18 protein-coding genes are annotated in these 19,901 nt (G+C 43.0%); 17 read left to right on the forward strand and 1 reads right to left on the reverse strand.

The features are described from left to right. Positions 1–354: 354 nt before the first annotated feature. The 17 genes from LU351_RS17350 to LU351_RS17430 all read left to right on the forward strand — a co-directional run bounded on the left by LU351_RS17350 (position 355) and on the right by LU351_RS17430 (position 16,807). Entirely contained in the window at positions 355–696 is a 342-nt protein-coding gene (locus LU351_RS17350) for a GPW/gp25 family protein (RefSeq protein ID WP_232595360.1), read from the forward strand. Between the two features lie 8 nt (positions 697–704). Continuing rightward, a complete protein-coding gene (locus tag LU351_RS17355; RefSeq protein WP_232595361.1) occupies positions 705–1,412 on the forward strand; it encodes a phage baseplate assembly protein V in 708 nt (235 codons plus the stop codon). Positions 1,413–1,449: 37 nt separating this feature from the next. Then, on the forward strand, positions 1,450–1,818 hold the full coding sequence (locus LU351_RS17360) for a hypothetical protein (RefSeq protein ID WP_232595362.1): 369 nt from the start codon (positions 1,450–1,452) through the stop codon (positions 1,816–1,818). Positions 1,819–1,844: 26 nt separating this feature from the next. Next, a complete protein-coding gene (locus LU351_RS17365) occupies positions 1,845–3,242 on the forward strand; it encodes a baseplate assembly protein (RefSeq protein ID WP_232595363.1) in 1,398 nt (465 codons plus the stop codon). An 11-nt stretch (positions 3,243–3,253) separates the two neighbouring features. After that, complete coding sequence (locus tag LU351_RS17370) at positions 3,254–4,186, forward strand: phage tail protein I (protein WP_232595364.1); 933 nt, start codon at positions 3,254–3,256, stop codon at positions 4,184–4,186. 43 nt (positions 4,187–4,229) lie between these two features. Continuing rightward, positions 4,230–6,221, forward strand: a complete 1,992-nt coding sequence (locus LU351_RS17375; protein WP_232595365.1) for a phage tail-collar fiber domain-containing protein — start codon at positions 4,230–4,232, stop codon at positions 6,219–6,221. A 76-nt stretch (positions 6,222–6,297) separates the two neighbouring features. Further along, a complete protein-coding gene (locus LU351_RS17380) occupies positions 6,298–7,797 on the forward strand; it encodes a phage tail sheath C-terminal domain-containing protein (RefSeq protein WP_232595366.1) in 1,500 nt (499 codons plus the stop codon). Further along, a complete protein-coding gene (locus LU351_RS17385) occupies positions 7,794–8,297 on the forward strand; it encodes a phage major tail tube protein (protein ID WP_232595367.1) in 504 nt (167 codons plus the stop codon). Before LU351_RS17380 ends, LU351_RS17385 begins: the two co-directional genes overlap by 4 nt. A gap of 11 nt (positions 8,298–8,308) precedes the next feature. Further along, entirely contained in the window at positions 8,309–8,875 is a 567-nt protein-coding gene (locus tag LU351_RS17390) for a phage major tail tube protein (protein WP_232595368.1), read from the forward strand. Positions 8,876–8,965: 90 nt separating this feature from the next. Next, positions 8,966–9,265, forward strand: coding sequence for a phage tail assembly protein (locus LU351_RS17395; RefSeq protein ID WP_232595369.1), 300 nt, complete (start codon positions 8,966–8,968; stop codon positions 9,263–9,265). Between the two features lie 165 nt (positions 9,266–9,430). Beyond that, positions 9,431–10,486, forward strand: coding sequence for a hypothetical protein (locus tag LU351_RS17400; protein ID WP_232595370.1), 1,056 nt, complete (start codon positions 9,431–9,433; stop codon positions 10,484–10,486). A gap of 19 nt (positions 10,487–10,505) precedes the next feature. Next, positions 10,506–10,925: a phage tail protein gene (locus tag LU351_RS17405; protein ID WP_232595371.1), complete on the forward strand. Its 420-nt coding sequence runs from the start codon at positions 10,506–10,508 to the stop codon at positions 10,923–10,925. A gap of 41 nt (positions 10,926–10,966) precedes the next feature. Next, complete coding sequence (locus LU351_RS17410) at positions 10,967–11,284, forward strand: tail protein X (RefSeq protein ID WP_232595372.1); 318 nt, start codon at positions 10,967–10,969, stop codon at positions 11,282–11,284. Positions 11,285–11,295: 11 nt separating this feature from the next. Next, positions 11,296–12,345, forward strand: a complete 1,050-nt coding sequence (locus LU351_RS17415) for a phage late control D family protein (RefSeq protein WP_232595373.1) — start codon at positions 11,296–11,298, stop codon at positions 12,343–12,345. A 14-nt stretch (positions 12,346–12,359) separates the two neighbouring features. Next, a complete protein-coding gene (locus LU351_RS17420; RefSeq protein WP_232595374.1) occupies positions 12,360–14,465 on the forward strand; it encodes an ATP-binding protein in 2,106 nt (701 codons plus the stop codon). Positions 14,466–14,487: 22 nt separating this feature from the next. After that, positions 14,488–15,153, forward strand: a complete 666-nt coding sequence (locus LU351_RS17425) for a hypothetical protein (RefSeq protein ID WP_232595375.1) — start codon at positions 14,488–14,490, stop codon at positions 15,151–15,153. A 49-nt stretch (positions 15,154–15,202) separates the two neighbouring features. Next, positions 15,203–16,807 carry an eCIS core domain-containing protein gene (locus LU351_RS17430; protein ID WP_232595376.1) on the forward strand — a complete coding sequence of 535 codons (1,605 nt, stop codon included), beginning with the start codon at positions 15,203–15,205 and terminating at the stop codon, positions 16,805–16,807. 197 nt (positions 16,808–17,004) lie between these two features. On the opposite strand, the gene LU351_RS17435 is transcribed toward LU351_RS17430, so the two are convergent. Then, the gene (locus tag LU351_RS17435) at positions 17,005–19,680 is read right to left on the reverse strand and encodes a winged helix-turn-helix domain-containing tetratricopeptide repeat protein (protein ID WP_232595377.1); all 2,676 of its coding nucleotides are present in this window, start codon (positions 19,678–19,680) and stop codon (positions 17,005–17,007) included. Between the last annotated feature and the right edge of the window lie 221 nt (positions 19,681–19,901).

Consider the following 19,901-nt stretch of genomic DNA (forward strand, 5'->3'; position numbering starts at 1 on the left):
CGATTTGTCACGCTATGCGGCCAACGTGCGTCTGGAATATACAAATAGGGAGAAAAAATCATCAAAAGAACGAATTTTTATCCAATATTTTTGTAAATAAATGCGTAATGATAATTATTTTCGGTAAGTGTTCCGGTAGAAAAAATTAGAAAATTATCGCGCTAAAAAAACGAATTTATAGAGGTTCCCTCCTCTTTTAAGAGAGTGTCTTTCGATAAGGCCGGATTAATTCGGTTTGAATGTGTTTTTGTACGCCAAATTTATAAAAATAAAAATAAAAATAATTATTTTGCTACTGAATGATGGAATTTTCAGTATTTCATATAGGAAGCATTGCATAACGAGGGAAGCATAATGTCAGGTATGAATGCCAAATCAGGTAAAGCCATTACAGATATTGAACATCTAAAACAATCCATCCGCGATATCTTGTTAACGCCAATAGGTAGCAGAATTATGCGGCGCAGCTATGGGTCGCGATTAATGTATTTAATTGACCAGCCTGTAAATGCCTTGCTAATTGCCACTATGCAAGGAGCAATTATAGAAGCATTAACAAACTTTGAACCTCGGTTAAAAATTTCTCGAGTACAAGTTCGTAGTTTGAAGCCTGGAGTCATCAGTTTAGATATCGACGGTTTTTTCGTACCCGATAATCGCATCATTAAATTAGAAAACCTTACGATTCAACGGTAGAAAATTTTATGTCTATTAATGAACAGGAAGATGAGCTGGATTTTTTTACCAATGAAGAAGATGGTGATGTAAAAATTCTAGCAAAACTGGATCACCACGAAGCTATGTTAGGTGGAATGGTGCGTATTGGAACGGTAGTGAGTGAGGGCTCAAAAGATCCTAAGGCGCCGGATGATATTCCACGAGTATTGGTTCATATCGGTGGAAAAACCCAGGGCTCATTCATTCGTACATGGATGCCGTGGTCTTCAGCACGAGCGGGCTATGACGGCGAGTGGTGGGTGCCAGAAAAGGATGAGCAAGTAATCGTGGTTGCGCCTTCGGGTAATCTCGCGTTAGGCGTGATTGTCGGATCTTTGTTTCGTGGCGCATTAACTTTTGAAAGTGATAACGATGGAAAAGTAAAACCACAAGAGCCATTGCCTCAGCGTGTAAAACCCACAGGTAATATTCATAAGCGGGTTTATAAAGATGGTTCGAGTGTCATTTATGATCGTGAAAAACACCAATTTATTTTGTCCGCAAAAACCAAACCGGAGGATGAAGATCAAGACGGTATTTTAATGTCGTTAACAGCCAAAGATGAAGTGCTATTGAGCGCGGGTAAAACACAGATTCGATTGAAAAAAGACGGAAATATTACCATCGCAGCAAAGGATTCAGCGATTACCATCGAAGGAGACGTAACGGTAAAAGGCACACTCAACGTCGAATAATTTTTTACAGTTATCAATCAGTAAGTGAGAAAAAGGGATGAGTAAAAAAGTAGCCATAGAAGGTGATGTAGAAATTATTACTTCAAGCGCAAAACATGTGGAGGATAAAAATGCAACTGGAAGTTGGATTCAGGGAGTGCTGAAAGAAGAAAAAGGAAAAAGAATTTCGGTAAATGGAAAAATGGTATTAGTAAAAGCCGCTATGGAATGGACTTATGTGGGCGGAACGGTGGGTAATCCTCCTAGCCCTATTGAGGTGGAAAAAGAAACTGCGAGATTGATGCCTGGAAAAACACAGCTGAGCGATTCCCAGGAAAGTGTTTTAGTTGAGGGGGATGAGGTGACAACAAAACACGGTCACAAAATACGAGCGAATCCGAGCCAGACACTACTCACTACAGATTAATTAAATTTTATTGAAAAGGTTAACTTATGAGTGCGTTTACTCAAATTGATTTATCAGAATTGCCACCGCCCAATATTCTAGAAGCCTTAGATTATGACACTATATTGGCGGCAACCAAAACTGAGCTAAAAGCTATTGCACCCGATATAGATGTGGATGCTTTGTTGCCCAGCGATCCAATAACAAAATTATTGGAAATAATGGCCTACAGAGAAATGCATTTGCTTCATCGCATCAATGAGTCTGCGCAAGGTGTCATGCTAGCGAAAGCGACAGGAGCAAATTTAGATAACTTGGCCGCGCTGCTGAACATACAGCGCTTAATACTAGAGCCCGGTGAACCTAGCGCAGGTATCGAACCTGTGTTTGAAAGTGATGAGCGTTTGAGGGAGCGCACACAGCTCGCCTTCGAAGGTTTTTCCACTGCTGGGCCTGTAGGAGCTTATGTATTTCATGCCTTGTCGGCTTCTGCTCAGGTCAAAGACGTGGTGGTTTATTCCGATTTTCCTGGTGAAGTTGAGGTACGAATATTAAGCACAGAAGAGGATGGTAAAGCATCACCAGAATTATTAACCAAGGTATCCGATGCTTTAAATGATGATAACGTACGCCCCATCACCGATTTGGTGAGCGTAAATTCGGCAGACATCGTACCTTATACGATCAATGCGACATTAGTTCTTGCAGAAGGGGTGGGCGCTCAAGAGGTACTTGAGTTAGCTCGGGCAGCCACTAAGGCGTACATCGAAAAAAGCCATAAATTGGGTTTTGATATTACTCGTGCGGCCTTATTTTCGATTTTACATCAGCCCGGTGTGAAAAATGTGCAACTGCACCAACCAACAACCGACATTCTTATCAAAAGGCATCAGGCGCCCAGTGGCAGTATTTTATCTATTGATTCTTCGGCGAATGCGACGGCTGCGCCAACAGATTTGGCGGAAGGGGTCAGTTTTACGAATCAAAGTACAGCGGCAGGTAAATTAAAAGGCGTTGTCACTATAGAGCCGGCGCTTGATGAAACAGACATTACTCATTACGCCCTTTATTGGGGGGGGAACAATGCGGAGAAACTTCCGTTGGGCGCAAAACTTTATACCGTTGTTAATGAACAGCTAACCCTTGATCACAGCGGTGCGATAAATATTGTCATGGTGAGCTTGGATGGAAAAACCTTTTATGTTGAAGGGGATGACTACGAGATGGATGGTCAACAAATTAACGTATTCAATAAATCACTGGAAGGTAAAGCGGTAAGAGTTTCTTATGATCTTCCAGCCATTGCAGAATTATCTAAATCGCTTAGCTCGTTGGAGCATGATTTTTCTACGCGAATTAATGTTCCAACCGGCGCCACTCATTTTCTGGTTTTCACTAAGAATGAGTTTGGTGAAATGCTCTATGGACAAAGCGTGGAAATATAAGGTGAATGGTAATGCAGAATAATCGCCAGAATTTTACTTTAGAGGCCATTCAATTCATTAACCAGTCTACCCTTAAAGGTCAATTGAAAGGGCAATTAACGATTGGGCATGACAGGGAACGTAAAGACTACAAAATTTACCAATTGCACTGGGGCAGTACTCATCGACAAAAGATTTCTGAGGGGAGCCTGATTGCTGAATTTAGCTTTACCAATGGTGGTTGGGAAAGTCAGCCTCACTATTATGCTAGTCAGCCGCTTTTACACGAATTTGTAGGGGACATAATCCCGTTAGGGGCGTCGTATTTATTGGTGAGTGTTTTCGACGTAAATGACAAAGAGTACCTTTATGCGAGCCGCTCTCTCGTTAATAACGAACACCTTTTACCCCCAAGTAGCAGTGCATTGGAGCAGAGTTTGGCTGCGACCACGGAGCGAATTAATCACTTGCCCGTGAAGCTGGACACCCTGTGGGACCCAAGTCGTTGTCCGGCCACTTTGTTACCCTGGTTAGCTTGGACTACCTCGGTGGATATTTGGCATGACAATAAAGATGACCCAATTGAAGAAGAGAAACGCCGTCGAGATTTAATTCGAAAAAATGCGGTGGTTCAAAAATACAAAGGTACTCGTGCTGCGATACGGCAGGCATTGGATGCTTTGTCAGATGTGAGTATCACACTCACGGAATGGTGGGAGCAATCTCCGCGAGGGGTTCCTCACACCTTTAATCTCGATTTGCTCGTGAACAGCAATGCTTCGGGTATTGGTAGTGCAGAACTCAATAAAAAACTCAGACAAGCCATTGATTCAGTCAAGCCGGCAAGAAGTCACTACACATTTACGATTAGCACCGTACAGCAAGCAAATGTGACCTTAAGCGCGGTAGGTGAAGCCGTAAGCTATAAGCGATTTAATATGGCGGCGGTGGTCGAGAAAAATTAACAACGGAAATTTTGATTAATAGTAAAAATTTTAGGAAGAAAATATGAGCACATCTCTTAGACCAATTATTACCGATGCCGGTATACAGGCATTAATGAATGAAAGTGGGCCTGGTGTAAAAGCTAAAATTTCTCATGTGGCCGTGGGAGATGGTGATCAGGGAAATGGTAGTGGGCCCTATGAAGCAAATAAGGAAATGATAGCGTTAAAAAATGAAATTCAGCGAGTTGCTGTTGCGGGTGGCGAATTAATTGGTAACCTGCAAAATCAATTGCATCTTGCCGCCACTATTCAAGATCGAGGCATTGAAGTACCAGAAGTTTATCCTATTTTTGAAATTGGCTTTTTTCTAGAGACGGGAGAACTTTTTGCGGTCTATTCCTCTACCAAAGAGAAACTTGCCGAAAAAATCGCGGGTACTGATTTTGTGCTGGCTTTTGACTTAACTCTAACCGGCGATGAGGCAAAAGAAGTCGTTGTTGACGGAAGCGCAAACTTAGAAATGCCTATTGCCCGTGATAATTTATTAATGGGTGAAAATACCGTAAAAATTCATACTCAATTAGAATTCGATAATATTTTTAACCAAGGTAGTGACACCGTTATTCCGGCAAATCTAACAATTGTTTTAAGTCCTATTCAACAGACAACGGAAGGTGATTTATCTAATGGTGCTTGGGGTGGAATGGGCGATGAACCTCAAAATACGTTTAATGGTCGTCCTGCTTATATCCTAAAAAATCCAGTTTTCATAAAAAGTAATGTCACTATTATTGGGTTTAATCTTCACGATACTATCGTCGTGAAAGCACATAGTGAAGCACGATTTTCCTTAGACTCTCCTGGAAGTCAGCGCATCAGGGGTGTCAAATTTTCTGGCTGGAGTTTTGATGGGCGAGGTGGCCTTGAAGGATTTGGCGGCGACATATCGACACCTTTTGATGGTGGAGCAATGAAGCTCAGCGGTGTTGAGGATTGTGTCTTGAACTGCATGATTATTAATCATAAAGCAGCAAAAGAGGGTCCAGCCATTGGCGGCCTTGATCGCGTTCAGCGAATTGAGGCGAAATACCTTCATGTAAATAAAGGTCGAGGCGAAGATGTTATTAAAGGGTGTAAAAATTCTGAGATTCGGTTGCTAGCGGGTGGCAAAGCCGTCGATTGTGAAAATAGTGTTGTCAATGATTTAAACGGTGAATTGTTAGTGGCCAAATCAACACGTTTTGATGAAGGGAGTTCAGTCGATTTTAACTCGGAGGTGAATGTTCATGGCAGAATCACATTTAACCAAAGCGCTAAATTTAAAAATCAGGCTACTTTTGAGTCTGGTCTTACTAGCAGCAACACAATTAATACCGAGTCCGTAAAAGTCAATGACAACATTCAAGTCAATAGTTCTATAGGTGTTGGCGTTGGTCTTCATAATAAAGAGCTAAGTGAACCTTTTATGATTTCGGGAGGTGATGACTTTGGTTCGGTTGGTATAACCCAAAATCTGTTTTCGGATACGAAGGCTATAGAGCTTACTACTGAAGATAATGCAGGTAACCAAGCAGCACGAGTGAGTATAAGAGGTGGGCAGGATTCTACAGACATACACTTCTTAAAAGGTGCGAGGGACTCTGAATCCACCAATGTCATTATTAAAGGTGTTAATGGTGATGTAGGGATAGGAACAGAAAACCCTGAATCTAAATTAGATGTAAATGGATCGATTAATGCCGAGTCAATCAATACGAATTCCGGATTTAATGTAAATGGAGAAAAGCCATTTGTTTATAAAAGATTTAGTGTGTCTGGAGGTTCTAGTAAAAATACGAACATGAGTACAGAAAAATACGTTGCTGCCGTCGTGGGGTTTAGCGCAGGGAGAACGAATATTGATGACGACTCTGTTGGCTTTTATTGTTATGTGCGTCCGCACTCCATTGCTAAAACTTGGAGGATTTATTGTGATATAAAAAGTTATAGTGATAACGAAAGTTGGACTGTGGATGTTCTTTTTATTAATAAGAGTTTAGTTAGCATGGGATAGCGAATAATGATTGATAAAAATATTTTTTGTCGATTATTTTGAGTGTTTTTTTATTTTTCAACAAAGGAGAAAAGCTATGTCTTTTTTACATGGCGTAGAAGTGGTAGAGCTTAATGGTGGTGCGCGTCCAGTTAGTAGTGTTACCTCATCTGTAATTGGATTGGTCGGTACAGCTAAAAAGGGCCCAACTAATAAGCCCATATTAATTAGTGGTTCACGTAAAGAAGCAATAGATCAATTCGGTACACCCGATGGCGTCAGTACAATACCGGATGCGCTAAACGCAATTTTCGATCAGGCCGGTGCGATGGTGGTGGTGGTCAATGTCCAGCCAAAGGATAGAAAAGTGGCCAAGGATTTTACTCTTGAAAAGGGTGCGGTTGAACTGGGTCATTTTTATACTTCCGATTTGGTTGTAAAAAGTAAAAAACAAATAGGAGCTAATACGTCTACAAATGATAGTTTGGCTGGTGTTGATACTGAAGTAGACAGTACTGATGCAGGTATCGTTGATACTGCTGGTGATATAACGGCGACTGAATTGACAGTTAATGCTGAGGAAGTTGTCTATCAAGAAAATATCGATTACATCATTGCCAGTAAAGCTGGTCCAAATGGTCTTGACCTATTAACGATCACTGCTAATAGCAGAATCACCGATACAGAAACATTGTCTATAGCGTATTCCGTTGCTAGTGAAAAGCTTGCTGACAAAACCGCATTGCTTAGTGTCGATAATGCAGACGGAGGTATCCTTTCTTTAGTGGGTTCTGAAAGCAAATTGAAGGTAACACCAAGAATCTTGATTGCCCCCGGCTTTACAGATGATGAGACTGTCGTTAATAAATTGATAAGTGTAGCAGAACGCTTGCGTGCCATTGTGGTGGCGGATGGTCCGGATTCTGATGACAGTCAATCCATCGAATATCGTGAAAAGTTCGACAGCGCACGTTTATTTCTTGTTGATCCAAAAGTGGTAGTGTTCGATAGCGTTTCCAATAGTGAGGTGTTGCAACCGGCGTCCAGCCGTGTAGCTGGCATTATTGCGAAGTCGGATAACGAGCGTGGTTTTTGGTGGAGCCCTTCTAACCGTCCTATGCTGGGCATTACGGGAACTTCTCGTGCCATCGATTTTACCCTTGGTGATAAATTGGCGCGAGCAAATCTGCTTAATGAAAATGAAGTTGCCACTATTGTTCATCAAAATGGTTATCGACTTTGGGGCAACCGCTCTTGCTCAAGTGATCCAAAATTTGCGTTTATTAGTGTACGCAGAACCGCCGATATTATTAATGACTCGTTGTTGCGCGCACATCTTCGAGCCGTGGATAGAAATATTACCAAAACCTATGTGGAAGAAGTCACCGAAAGCGTGAATAATTTTCTTCGCCAATTAAAAGCCGTAGGTGCAATTATTAATGGTGAATGCTGGGCCGACCCGGATCTAAATACTCCGGATCAAATTGCTCAGGGGAAAGTATTTTTTGATTTTGATTTTACACCGCCATTTCCGGCTGAGCACATTACTTTTCGTAGCCGCTTGACTAATGATTATCTAGAGGAGATTTTCGCATGATTATACCTAAGGTTCTTAAAAACTTTAATTTGTTTGTTGATGGTAATGGCTTCGCCGGTTTAGTTGAGCAGGTCACCTTGCCCAAGCTTTCATTGAAAATGTCTGACATTTACAACGGTGGTATGGATGCACCCATTGATTTGGAAATGGGCATGGATAAATTGGAGTGCAGTTTTTCGCTCTCTGAATACAATGCTGACATCATTAAACAATTTGGTTTGCGTAACGGTGCCCAGGTCTCGCTCACTATGCGTGGCGGTTTGGATGCGGAGAATGGTGTGGTACCAGTGATTGTAAAACTCACTGGTGCTTGGAAAGACCTAGACATGGGCAGTTGGAAGCCCGGTGAAAAAGCCCCGTTAAATGCCAATGTGACGCTGCGCTATTACAAACTCACCATTGGTACAGAAGATTTGGTTGAAGTAGATGTAGTCAATATGGTGCGAGTCATTGATGGTGTTGATCAATTGGCAGAAATGCGCACAGCCATCGGACTCTAAAGGAAACTATCATGCTGCCCAAGGTGCTCAAAAACTTTAATTTATTTGTTGATGGTCAAGGCTACGCTGGGCGTGTCGAAAATATAACGCTGCCCAGATTGGTCAATCGTACAGAGGAATTTCGCATGGGTGGCTTAGATGCCCCAGTGCAAGTGGATATGGGAATGGAAAAGCTCGAATGTGATATGACTTTAAGTGAATACGACCCTTTTGTCATAAAGCAGTTCGGGATTAAAGACAACAACCCTATTCCGCTTTCCTTTCGCGGCACCCCGGCGGATATGTTGGTGAGCGCCTTTAGTGGTGATAGTGCCGGACAAATTCCTTTTGTTTTGCGCGGCGGTTTGCAAGTGGAAGATGCGGGTGTAAGTGGCGTAAAAGTGTTACCTGTTGTTGTTTTTCTTGAAGGTAACGTGATTGAGTTGGATTTAGGTCAGTGGGCGGCGGGACAAAATGCGCCTTTAAAGTTTCGACTCGCGTTACGCTACTACCGCTTGCAAATAAATTCTGAAATTTTGATTGAGATTGATGTGAATAATCGAATTCGCAATATTGCTGGCGTTAATCAAATTGCCTAATGCAATCCAGTGTATATCCAAGGATGGAGTATGTCTGGATTTAATTAAGAATAAAAAGTGATGTTTTACTGAAACCCCTAGGAGATAGATATGCAAGCTCATGAATTTACCCAAGTTAATCCTAAAAATAAACCGGAAGCCCCTATGGGTGCACAAGTGATTATTTTGAAGTTCCCCTTAACGGCTGATGGAATGATAATCGAGACTTTGACTATGCGTCGGCCTTTAGTGAGAGATCGGCTTATTGCCGAAAAAGCCAATGGCAGTGAAATTGAAAAAGAAATTCGTTTGATTGCCAACTTGTGTGATATGGCTCCTCAACATATCGAACTGCTTGATCTGTCCGATTACCAAACGCTTCAGGAGAGGCTAGCCGATTTTTTATCCTAGAACCCAATCAATTGCGTGAGGCCGTATTTGTATTAGGGCAGCGCAGTGGTTGGGGTTTACAGGAATTGCTAAACCTAGACGAAGAAGACTTGTTAATGTGGTTAGATACGGCAAAGAAAGTGCGGGAAAAGGCTGAGGAATCTTGAGGATTAGGGAAGGGCAATAATGGAAAAATCAGAGCGATTAAAAAATAGAAAAGCAATTTTTGGTGTGGTGAAAGCCTGTATTCTGGCGAGTCACTTATTCGAAAGAAAAGAGGGGGTGTTTAAAATAATACCTCTGTCTGAATTCAGCTTGCAGTATTCATTCTCTGATTATGCGATTCCTTACGCCTTGCTTTTGGGATTGAAAAAAGAAAAATCAGTAAAGAAGGGGAGGTCTGTAAAGAAATTAATCGGCAGTCGATTAACAAGTGAAGGCACAAGCATATTGAGGTCGAATTTTCTTGTGAATCAGTATGACTATTCGTCGAATAATAGTCGTCAAGTGACTGTAAATAGTGATGCCTCAAAGACTCGGGTTGTTAAAAAGAATGTCTGCTTTAATAGTGTTAATGGCGGCACTAAAATTTTCAGCTGTGCCTTTATGAGCGTATTTAACTCGGTGGGCAAAGGTCGTCCTATGCGAGTGATTGACTTTCTTGCTAATGGCGCTGAGAGAAGAGCGGAAGGTAGAAATAGTGTAAAGCCTCTTTTTTATCGAAACTCGTCTCCTCAGGATTATTTTTTTAAGAATAAGTCATACAAAGATGGTGCGGCGGATAATTATTCATATCCAGTTGTGGGTTCATTAAGCGATTCCGAAAATTCGTATGGCGAGGGTGAACAATATGCCAATAATGCAGGCTTCGAATTTTTAACATCGTCTTCTTTTATCTCAAAAAACGATTCTATAAAACAAGACGAGTCTATACAAAAAGACCCTTTTACGAATAAAAGTGCTTTTACACAAAAGAGTGATGATCTTGTAGGTGTGTCGGGAATTCGTGTGGTTGAGCAGGTGATACAAAATTTGGCAAAAAGTGATTCGGCTAAACTTCAAAGGGTAGAAACGCAAATGAATCAAATAACACAAAAGATACAGGAAGTGAGTGCTGGGCAATCTCAATCCATTCAGAATCTTCAACAGGGAATGCAAGAGATAAAAACTTTATTAAGTCACCAGCAAAAAGGCCATCGCTTTAATATGCCTAAACCCCCAAGCGTTTATGGGAAATATTAATATTTAGTGAGTAACCCTTATGATGATGCTATTAGGATCAATTCTCTTTTCCGTAGAGACATCTGCCTTTGATCAACTGCAGCGCAGTACGCAGTACCAGTGGGCCAGTCAGAATCGCCTGGGTCATCCGGTGTTAAAACACACGGGAATAGGTGGGCCAGCTCACCAATTTATTGGCCCTGGGGACGACACCATCACCCTCAACGGGGTGATGTACCCACAATATAAAGGTGGGCCTTTGCAGATGTCACTTATGCGCTTAACGGCTAGTTTGGGTAAAGCCTTGCCACTCATTGACGGTAATGGTTTTCCTCATGGCCGTTGGATTATTGAATCCATTCAGGAAACTCGAAGTGTGCTGTTTTCCAATGGTGCCCCTCGCAAAATTGAATTTAGTTTGAGCTTAAAAAAATACCACGAAGACTTAATGCTTTTTTAGGCTTTATAAAGCAGCAGCATTAAAAAAATAGGAATACAACGATGGCACATTATTATCGCACCACCGCTGGCGATACTCTCGACTGGATTTGTTGGAAATATTATACCCAACAAGTCAATTTTGGTTCGGCGGCCATGGCGGTTGACCCGCAGCTGGCGGAAAATAAATCTTTGTTGGAAGGTGGTATTTTGCAGGGTGGGCAATTAGAGGATCAAACAAACCTACAGGTAGAGGCCGTTCTAAAGGCGAATCCTATTTTGGCAAATTATCCCCCCAATTTACCCGCTGGAGTGAATATTGTGTTACCGGATTTAACGCCGGAAACACAGCAAGATCAGTTCGTTAAACTATGGGATTAAGGTAAATTGTTATGGTCGTTCCTTTAAATATACCCGCGCGCCTTAGTCGTCTCACTGCTCCCGCGTTTTCCATTCGTGTTAACGGTCTGCCAGCCAGCCCGGCATTTATAGATCGTTTAGTGTCAATTAATGTGGTACTCAATAATGGTGAAGTAAGTGATCAACTTAGCTTGGTATTTGATGATAGAGAAACTTTCTGGGGGCGCGATATAGCTATTCCCTCACAAGGTGTGAATTTATCCGTTTCCCTCGGGTATCAGGCCTTAACGTCTGAAATGGGGGATTTTATTGTGAATCAGGTTCATGCCAGTGGCTCCGGTGGCGGACGAACGTTATCAGTGACGGCGACGCCCACTTTATTAAGCGGTGAGTCGATGTTGACTTGGGGAGACGAAAGTCTTAGTACGATTGTTTCCGATATTGCAAAAAAATACGATTTAATCGCCAAGGTCAGTGCCAAGCTGGCCAATAGGAAGCTACCGGTGGTTCATCAATGTAATGAATCGGATTCTGCATTTCTAACACGCCTAGCCCAGCGTTTTAATGCTTTTGTAAAACCTATGGCGGGCAACCTACTCTTTATGACCCGAGGAGAAGGAAGTTCCGCATCCGGTTTGCCTATGTTGCCGGTAGTAATTCCAGCACAAGATGTATTGAGCTGGAGTAAAACATTGTCTGAGCAGCACGACTTTACCAAGGTGGGAGCTCGATGGTCTGACTTTCAATCCGGTATTGAACAGGAAGTTTACATGCCGCCACAAAAGCCCCAAAAAAATGAAATGATTTTGCGTGATTCAATTATTTACAACAATCAAGCCGAGGCCGAAGCCGCCGCTGAAGCAAAGTTTAAAGAAGTGAATCGTGATAATGAAAAGATACAGTTAACGGTATTGGGTAACCCACATATTACTGCTGAAGGAAAAATTCTAGTGGATGGCCTGCGCAGTGGTGCTAATGGCACTTACATTGTGGAGCGTGTGACCCATAGCTTCAGTCAAGGAGGGTTTCAGAGTCAAATACAGGCGTATGTTGAACCGGTCGCCAACGGATTAAATATTTAAAAGGATCATTCTTTATGGCAATGCATCAGCAGCATAAACAGAATAATTATCAAGCACTTTTAGCGGAAATAGCGGAAATAAAACCAATGTTGCGCCGTCATCTGGCAGGTGCCAATGTGCTAACTGACGAGGTGAGCCAGCAAGCGTGCAATAGTCAATTAACTCGCTTAACCGCCATGGTGGCGCCTGCCCAGGATTGCATTCAAGGTAAAAATCCTGACCTGCAAGTGACAGAACAAAATCAGCGCCCTGACCTTGCTTTAGTTCAAGAAACGGTATCAGAGAACACTTCAAAACTAGCGTTAGAGACGGGTTCTGTAATGCTCAATCGGCTATGTACTTTATTCGAGCTTAGCCAATTTGACCGACAACTTTTATTACTGTGCATTGGGGCGGAGCTTGACCCAGAAATTTCGTCGTTGTGTGAGCAGTTAATCGGCCAATCATTGCCCAATTTAGCATTGGCTTTGCGTTGTTTTTCTGGGCATTGCGCAGCACTCTCTCACGAACAACCGCTTGTGTATTTTAAATTGTTAGAGATTAACTCTTCCCATTATAGCCTTTTACAGCGCAGTCTTAGTTTAAGTCAATGGACTTTATTTTATATAACAGGAGAGCCTGTTATTGATCAGCAATTGATGAAGGTAATACAGCCAATTTATGCAGAGGCGCCTCGTCTTTCCGGTGATGACATTGTCGCACTCAAACTGAGCGAAACAAGGAGAGATACGCCCTATGGTGAGCGCGCGCTTCAATTAATTGCTTGCAGCGATGAGCGTGCCTATCAAGTGGCGGCTTTGTTCGCCGCACACCAGCAGCGCGATATTTATGTATGGAATTTACATCACCTACCAACGAACACCGAAGAACAAAATGCTTACTTACAGGTATTGGAAAGAGAAATTATTGCTCGCCAATGTCTTATGCTTATTGATTGTCAATCTTACATGGATGACGAAAAAAATCGATTCGATGAATTTTCTGTAAAGCACTGGCTGGAACGATTATTCAGCGAGCTTCCCGGCTCTTGTCTGATGTATGCCAGTAAGCCGTTAGAGCTATTGCAACTGCCTGTACAACACCATGAAATAGATGAACTTAACGTAGAAGAACAGCAACAGGTTTGGCAATATCATTTGCAAGATACCCTGCTCGAAACACCACAAGAGGTGGCTTCAGTATTGCCGGAGCAATTTAAACTCACATCGCGGCAGATACGCGATATTGCTTCACAAGCGTCGCTTGCCTCTTCTTCAAGCGAAACCAAAACCCGTTTATGGCAATACAGCCGAGAACAATTACGCCAGGATTTACAGGGCTTGGCCCATGTTTATTCCCCCTCCTATGTAGGCTGGGACAATCTTGTATTACCCAAGCAGGAAAAACAAAATCTGCAAGCTATTGTCGCCCAGGCGCAGCAGCGGCACAAAGTCTGTCGCCAATGGGGTTTTGCCGAACACCTTTCCTATGGTTTAGGCATGGCAGCACTATTTGCCGGGAGCAGTGGTACCGGTAAAACCCTGGCGGCACGTACCATTGCCAGTTGTTTGCATTTGGATTTATATCAGGTGGATCTGAGCAGTATTGCCGATAAATATATTGGTGAAACCGAAAAGAAACTCGATAAAATATTTCGGGCGGCGGAAAACAGCGGCGCGGTGCTGCTCTTTGACGAAGCCGACGCACTTTTCGGTAAGCGCACCCAAGTGCAAGATTCCAAAGACCGCTACGCCAATATGAGTGTAAGTTATTTGTTACAACGTTTGGAATCTTACAATGGCCTGTCCATTCTTACCACTAACCTGCGCGCTGCAATCGATCCCGCCTTTACCCGTCGCTTAGGCTTCATTGTGCAATTTTCCTTTCCGGGTAAGGAAGAGCGCATGGAAATCTGGCGACGTTCCTTACCCGAAAAAACGCCCACAAAAGATATCGACTTTGAAAAATTAGCACGCATCAGTCTGTCGGGCGGTGCCATTCGCAATGTGATGTTGCAGGCGGCGTTCATGGCGGCAGAAAGTGAACAGCCCATTACCATGGGATTGCTGCGCGAAGCGGTTGAACAGGAATTCTTTAAAACGGAAAAAACCCTAAATGAAAATTTAGTGTCCGATTGGTAATCTCATTTGGAAGTGAAAAATTATGGCCACAATACAAACATTTTTAGATAGCATTGTTAACAACCTCAAAAGAAATTTTCCAGAACTGAAAACTTGTGTGGTGTTGCCGGGTTTTATGGAAACCACCGAGTTATTGGAAGTCCACCAGAATACACCGGGTGTATTTGTTACCCATGTGGGCAACGGCGAAATCACCCACGTGGAAACCGGGGAGAGTGATATTACGTTGCAAATGGCGATGTATTTACTGGTGGTGGATCAACCTGGTGACGCCGACGGAATTCGCAATGCGGTAGAGCGTGAGCGCATCGCACAAGAACTATTAACCGGTTTACTCGTGCATATGAGTAATACCGCCCAACGCTGGGATATGGCCGAAGCCCACCCGGCAACGGCCATTGAAAGTGCCGACGTGCATGGTCTGACCAACAACTTTGTTGCCCACACCAAAGACTGGCGTTTAGGCACGGCGGTGTTAGCTCGTGCGGCGGATTTGTATGGCGGCAACGATCCTATTAGTAAACTGGCACTCTGGTCGATTACTTGGGAGCAGAAATTGCGATTGGGTAAACGGGAAGTTTCCGATACACCGCCTCTCGTTGAACCCACATTACCTGAACCACCGGTTGTGAATTTTGAACCGAAAATACCTGATGGTCAGGGCGGATTCACGTCTTTAAATAATTAGTGGATATCCACTTACGTCAATAACGCACAGCTATCGACAGGGAATTTTTATGCAAACCCATGAAGAAAAAAACCGATTACCCACACAAAAGAATGACCATGTAGATGCTCAATCCGCTGTCATTCATCAGCCATCGAGTGCGCAACTGTCTGGCAGTGCGCAGTCTGGCTTACCGGGTCAGTCATCCTTACCGATGCAATTTAAGCGGGGGGCAGGAATATCGTCACCGTCCATGACTGCGCCGGTACAAAAAAAAGCGAATAATACGGGGCTGTCCGATCGATTAAAAAATGGCATTGAAAGTCTTTCCGGTTATTCAATGGATGATGTGAAGGTGCATTATAACTCTCGCAAACCTGCTCAGTTGCAGGCCCATGCGTATGCGCAAGGTACGGATATTCATTTGGGGCCTGGGCAGGAGAAGCATTTACCGCATGAGGCTTGGCATGTGGTACAGCAGAAGCAAGGGAGAGTGAAGCCGACCGTGCAGTTAAAAGGAAAAACATCTGTGAATGATGATGCGGGACTGGAGAGGGAGGCGGATGTGATGGGTGAGAGAGCCTTAAGCACTTACTCAGCTGGTGGTAGTTTACATAAAGGTATGGGAAATTGTCTATTAAAACACTCTGCAGTAATACCTAGTGCTGTTCATTCACCGATTCAAAGAGTTGAAGATGAATTTGGGGAACCTACACTTAATTACGATCATTTGTATGGTACAGAAACAAAAAAATATTTTATCCTGAATGATGATCAATCTAAAGGTTTATCCTTGTTCAGCACTATCGATGCGGATCCGCCAGCGCCCTCGCAACTTTATAAATGTCAAGAGGTCGCTTTCGATGATGGGACTGATACTGAGACTAAATTATATCAATGGATACCATCCGTAAGATTTGCTAGCTTTGAAGATATACCAGCAGTAGTAAATATTAATGCAGCTTTCCTCGAAAAAGAAATCAAGATTCTTAACGGTTTTATAAATAGTGGTGATTCCGCTTTGGCAATTTATGGAAAAAATGATTGTGGAATATTTTCAGGTTATCTTTCTAATTTGATTGCATATTATAGTAAAAACAGATATGTGAGTGAAAATGAAAATGAAAATGAAAATGAAAATGAAAATGAAAATGAAAATGAAAATGAAGAATCAATACCTTTCCTTGGTAATTTTACTCTTCCAAGTACTACAAGTCGTGTGAAATCTAGACTCAAAAAAATTGCAAAAAAAATGTACAGTCCTTATAAAAATAAAAAAGCTATTTCAATTGTTGCGAATCCTCATGAAAATGTAACAGATTTTGAATATCGGCCAGGATATAAATTTATGATAAATTATCCTAGAGGGGGTTATCACTGGATAACTGTGGTTGCAAGAGATGGTTCGAATTTTGTTACTTTAGAAGCCGATGCTAGAGTTAAAACCCGAGTTACACCGAAATTCCGTATTTACAAAGGGCTGGAGGATCTTAAACGAAAAAATAATGTTACCCCAGAGGCAACCATTGATTTTTTTCCTCCCACAAAATTTATTAAGAAAGACATTGAAGGCTTAAGACAAAATTACCTTAAATTTCGTGATGGGAGTGACGATAACAAGAAAAAGGTATTATATGATTCGATTACCACACGGCACGCTATTTTTAGAGATTGATAAAGGCTGATTGGAAAAATAAGGTTAAGGCAGGTTGGCTCAAATCATAAACGTTTGACAAAAGCACCTCTAAAAGGAATGCTGTTTGAAATACTGTATAAAGGACTTTGGCCGAAAAATAATATTATGCCCAAAGCACGGAAGCACGGCGTTTGGATTTGCTGGCATCTAGGCAGATCTTATATTCAATGGCCATATCAAATCGTAGGTAATACGATTTGGCGACATCGCTGAGTCATTTCTTCTAGTGCTCGTGCGGCGGATTGTATTTCTGGGTGCGTTAATAGTGATTGTTGGGCGTCTTTAAAAATAGGGCTGCTGTTTAAAAATCCATAAAGCTGTACGCCTTTGTCTTGCCACTCCATCAGAGATTGAAACAATTTGTCGGTGTCATCGGCGGCGGCGAATAATGCCGCTTCTGCAATCGCTAATAAGGTGCCAGATTGCCCTTTTTGTCGCAGTGATCGCAAATGTTCGGTGGCGGCAATAAAAGTTTGGTGTGATTTATTTTCTTCACCTAATTCTCGTAAACTTTTAATAAGATACGCATAAGAGGTCAACGTGATATCGGCTTGATGATAACAGCTGTGTACTTCATTCAGGCGAATGCTTTCTTGGAAAAGGGAGGCGGCTTCTGTGTAATCCGACTGAAACCAGCTCTGTATGCCTGAATATAATGCAATGTATTCTAGGTAACACTGAGAGCTGTAGGCTTTTTCAGTGCTGGTGTTGGCGTATTCATTTAAGGTGTTTATGGCGGTTTGCAACAACGGTAATTCTTCGTTGGCAATCGCATGGGCAGCCAGTGATGCCGCAATGCGTTTGCCCTTGTGGCCATTGTTGAGCTGCTTTACGTATTCCAGTTGTTCTAGAGCGCGGTCCATCATGTTCATTGCCAGGAAGGCTTGATGCACAATTTGTGCTTGGGCCATTTCGTATTTTCCTGAAAGGGTGTAGCGCTCGGCGGTTTCCAAAACACGGGCGTAATCACCGAGACCTAAATAGGCCATCATTTCCATCATGATAATGGCGTCGGATTGTGAGGTGTCATAAAACTGTGGCACATGGGAGATAACGTCTTGGTATCGGCCCATGGATAAGAGCGATTGTAAATAATTGGCTTGTACTGCTGGGTGCAGAGGGTCGAGTCGAATGGCGACCTGATATTGTTCATGTGCACTGAAAACATCGCCTAAGTCCAATAATACCGAGCCGAGCCACATGCGTGCCATGGAGTAATTGGGGTTAAGTTCGACGGCTTTTTGGTAATAGCGTCTCGCATTTTCTTGGTGTTCCAGAAAACTTTCTAGCAAACCCCAGGAGGCGTAGGCTTCTGCACTGTTGGGGTTGAGGGCGAGGGATTTTTCAATGAGTGGTGATGCTTTGTCGATGGCGCTGTCCAGTGCTTCCTCACCGTAAAGGTGGGTGAGTAAATAGCAATCTGCTAAGCCAGAGTAGGCTAAAGCGAAATTTTCATCTTGGTCTATGGCGCGTTGGAAGTAGCCTATGGCGGTTTCAATGGACTCTTTTGTACGGAGGTTCCAATGATGGCGACCCAATAAATAGTGGTCGTAGGCGGCGATATTATCAGTGCCTGCCGTGAAGCGTGTATTGACGTTGGTGGTGGTGATGGTCGATGGGTTTAATGCCCGAATTAAATCGCTGGCAATATTGTCTTGTAAATCGAACAGGTGATTTAACTCGCCGCTGTAGGTTTCTGCCCAAGTGGGGTATCCGCTGATGGCGTCGCTCACTTGAACGGTAATACGAAGAGAGTTGTTGATGACTCTTAACGTCCCTTCAACAATGTGTTGTGCGTTTAATTTTCGTGCTATTTCCCGAATACCAATGGCTTGATCCACCATGGCTTGGGAAGAAGTGCGTGCAGCGACGCGAATGCCACCATTGCGAATTAACGTATTACGTATGTCTTCCGTGAGCCCCGCACTGAGGTAATCTGTTTTTTCGTTGCCGGATAAATTAAGGAAAGGCAATACAGCGATATTGATGTCTTCCGTCGTTGTTTTTTCTACGGCGGGTTCGATAAACAGTTGGCCAATATCGTCCAAACTGTTCACGCTGGCTAATTGATTGAAGAGCTCGCCACTGGAGCGATTATCAAACATAACCCCAATGATGAAAAATATCACTAGGGCGGCAATACCACCGGCAATGGCAATACTGAATACCCGGCCCAGCGTCACAATTAAGGTGCGTAATAAAGCAATAAGATTAATGGTTAATGTAATGCTTTTGCTGCCATGGTGAGTTTCATGTGGGGAAGAGTGAAGAGGTTGGTCTATCAGAATGTCGTCGTTTGGTGGAGCGTCTTTTTTATTGGACGATGAGGGTGATGATGTAGGGGTGTCACCGACTATTTCAGTAGCCTGTGATGCCGTCTCTGCGGATGCGTTCCGCGTCAGCCCAGTGGTTGTGGTGTTCGTAGTGGTGTTCGTAATTGTATTTGCAGTGGTGTTTGTTGTAGTGCTTACCGGAGGTAAAGGCTCCACAATCAAACTGTAACCCCGTTTTGGCAGGGTGCGAACAAAGCGTCGTTCTCGACTGGTGTCGTTTAGGGCGCTGCGCAGTTCAGATATACAGCGAGTAAGTACTTCTTCACTAACTACGACTTTTGCCCAAACAGTATTGAGAATTTCCTCTCGGCTGAGGACTTCATTGGGGCGTTTTGCCAAGCACAGCAATACATCCATCACCTTGGGCTCGATATGTACACTGTGGCCAGAGGTGGTGAATTTGCCTTTCAAGGGTTCAATGAGCCACTCATGCAGCGTAAATCCATTGTTTAACCATGCTTCGTCCTTTACTGGTGGGGAAGAATGGTGTTCCGTGTTTATCGTGGGCTGCTTGTCCAAGGTTGCTAATACCTTTGAGTAACGTTGGATTAGGATGGTTTGATACCGTCACAGCATGTGAAAACCGTACTACGTGTCTTCGTGCTGTACTTGTCTTTGTGCTGTTATGTCTTACTGGTGATTGGGTTGCCCCGATCAATCAGCAAAATTAGTCGCCTATCACCGAGCAATGGTTTACATCAAGGTGGGCGAATACTTCGGAAAAGGTTTGGGTACCTGTG

Source organism: Marinibactrum halimedae, assembly GCF_021234875.1.
Classification (GTDB): Bacteria; Pseudomonadota; Gammaproteobacteria; order Pseudomonadales; family Cellvibrionaceae; genus Marinibactrum; species Marinibactrum halimedae.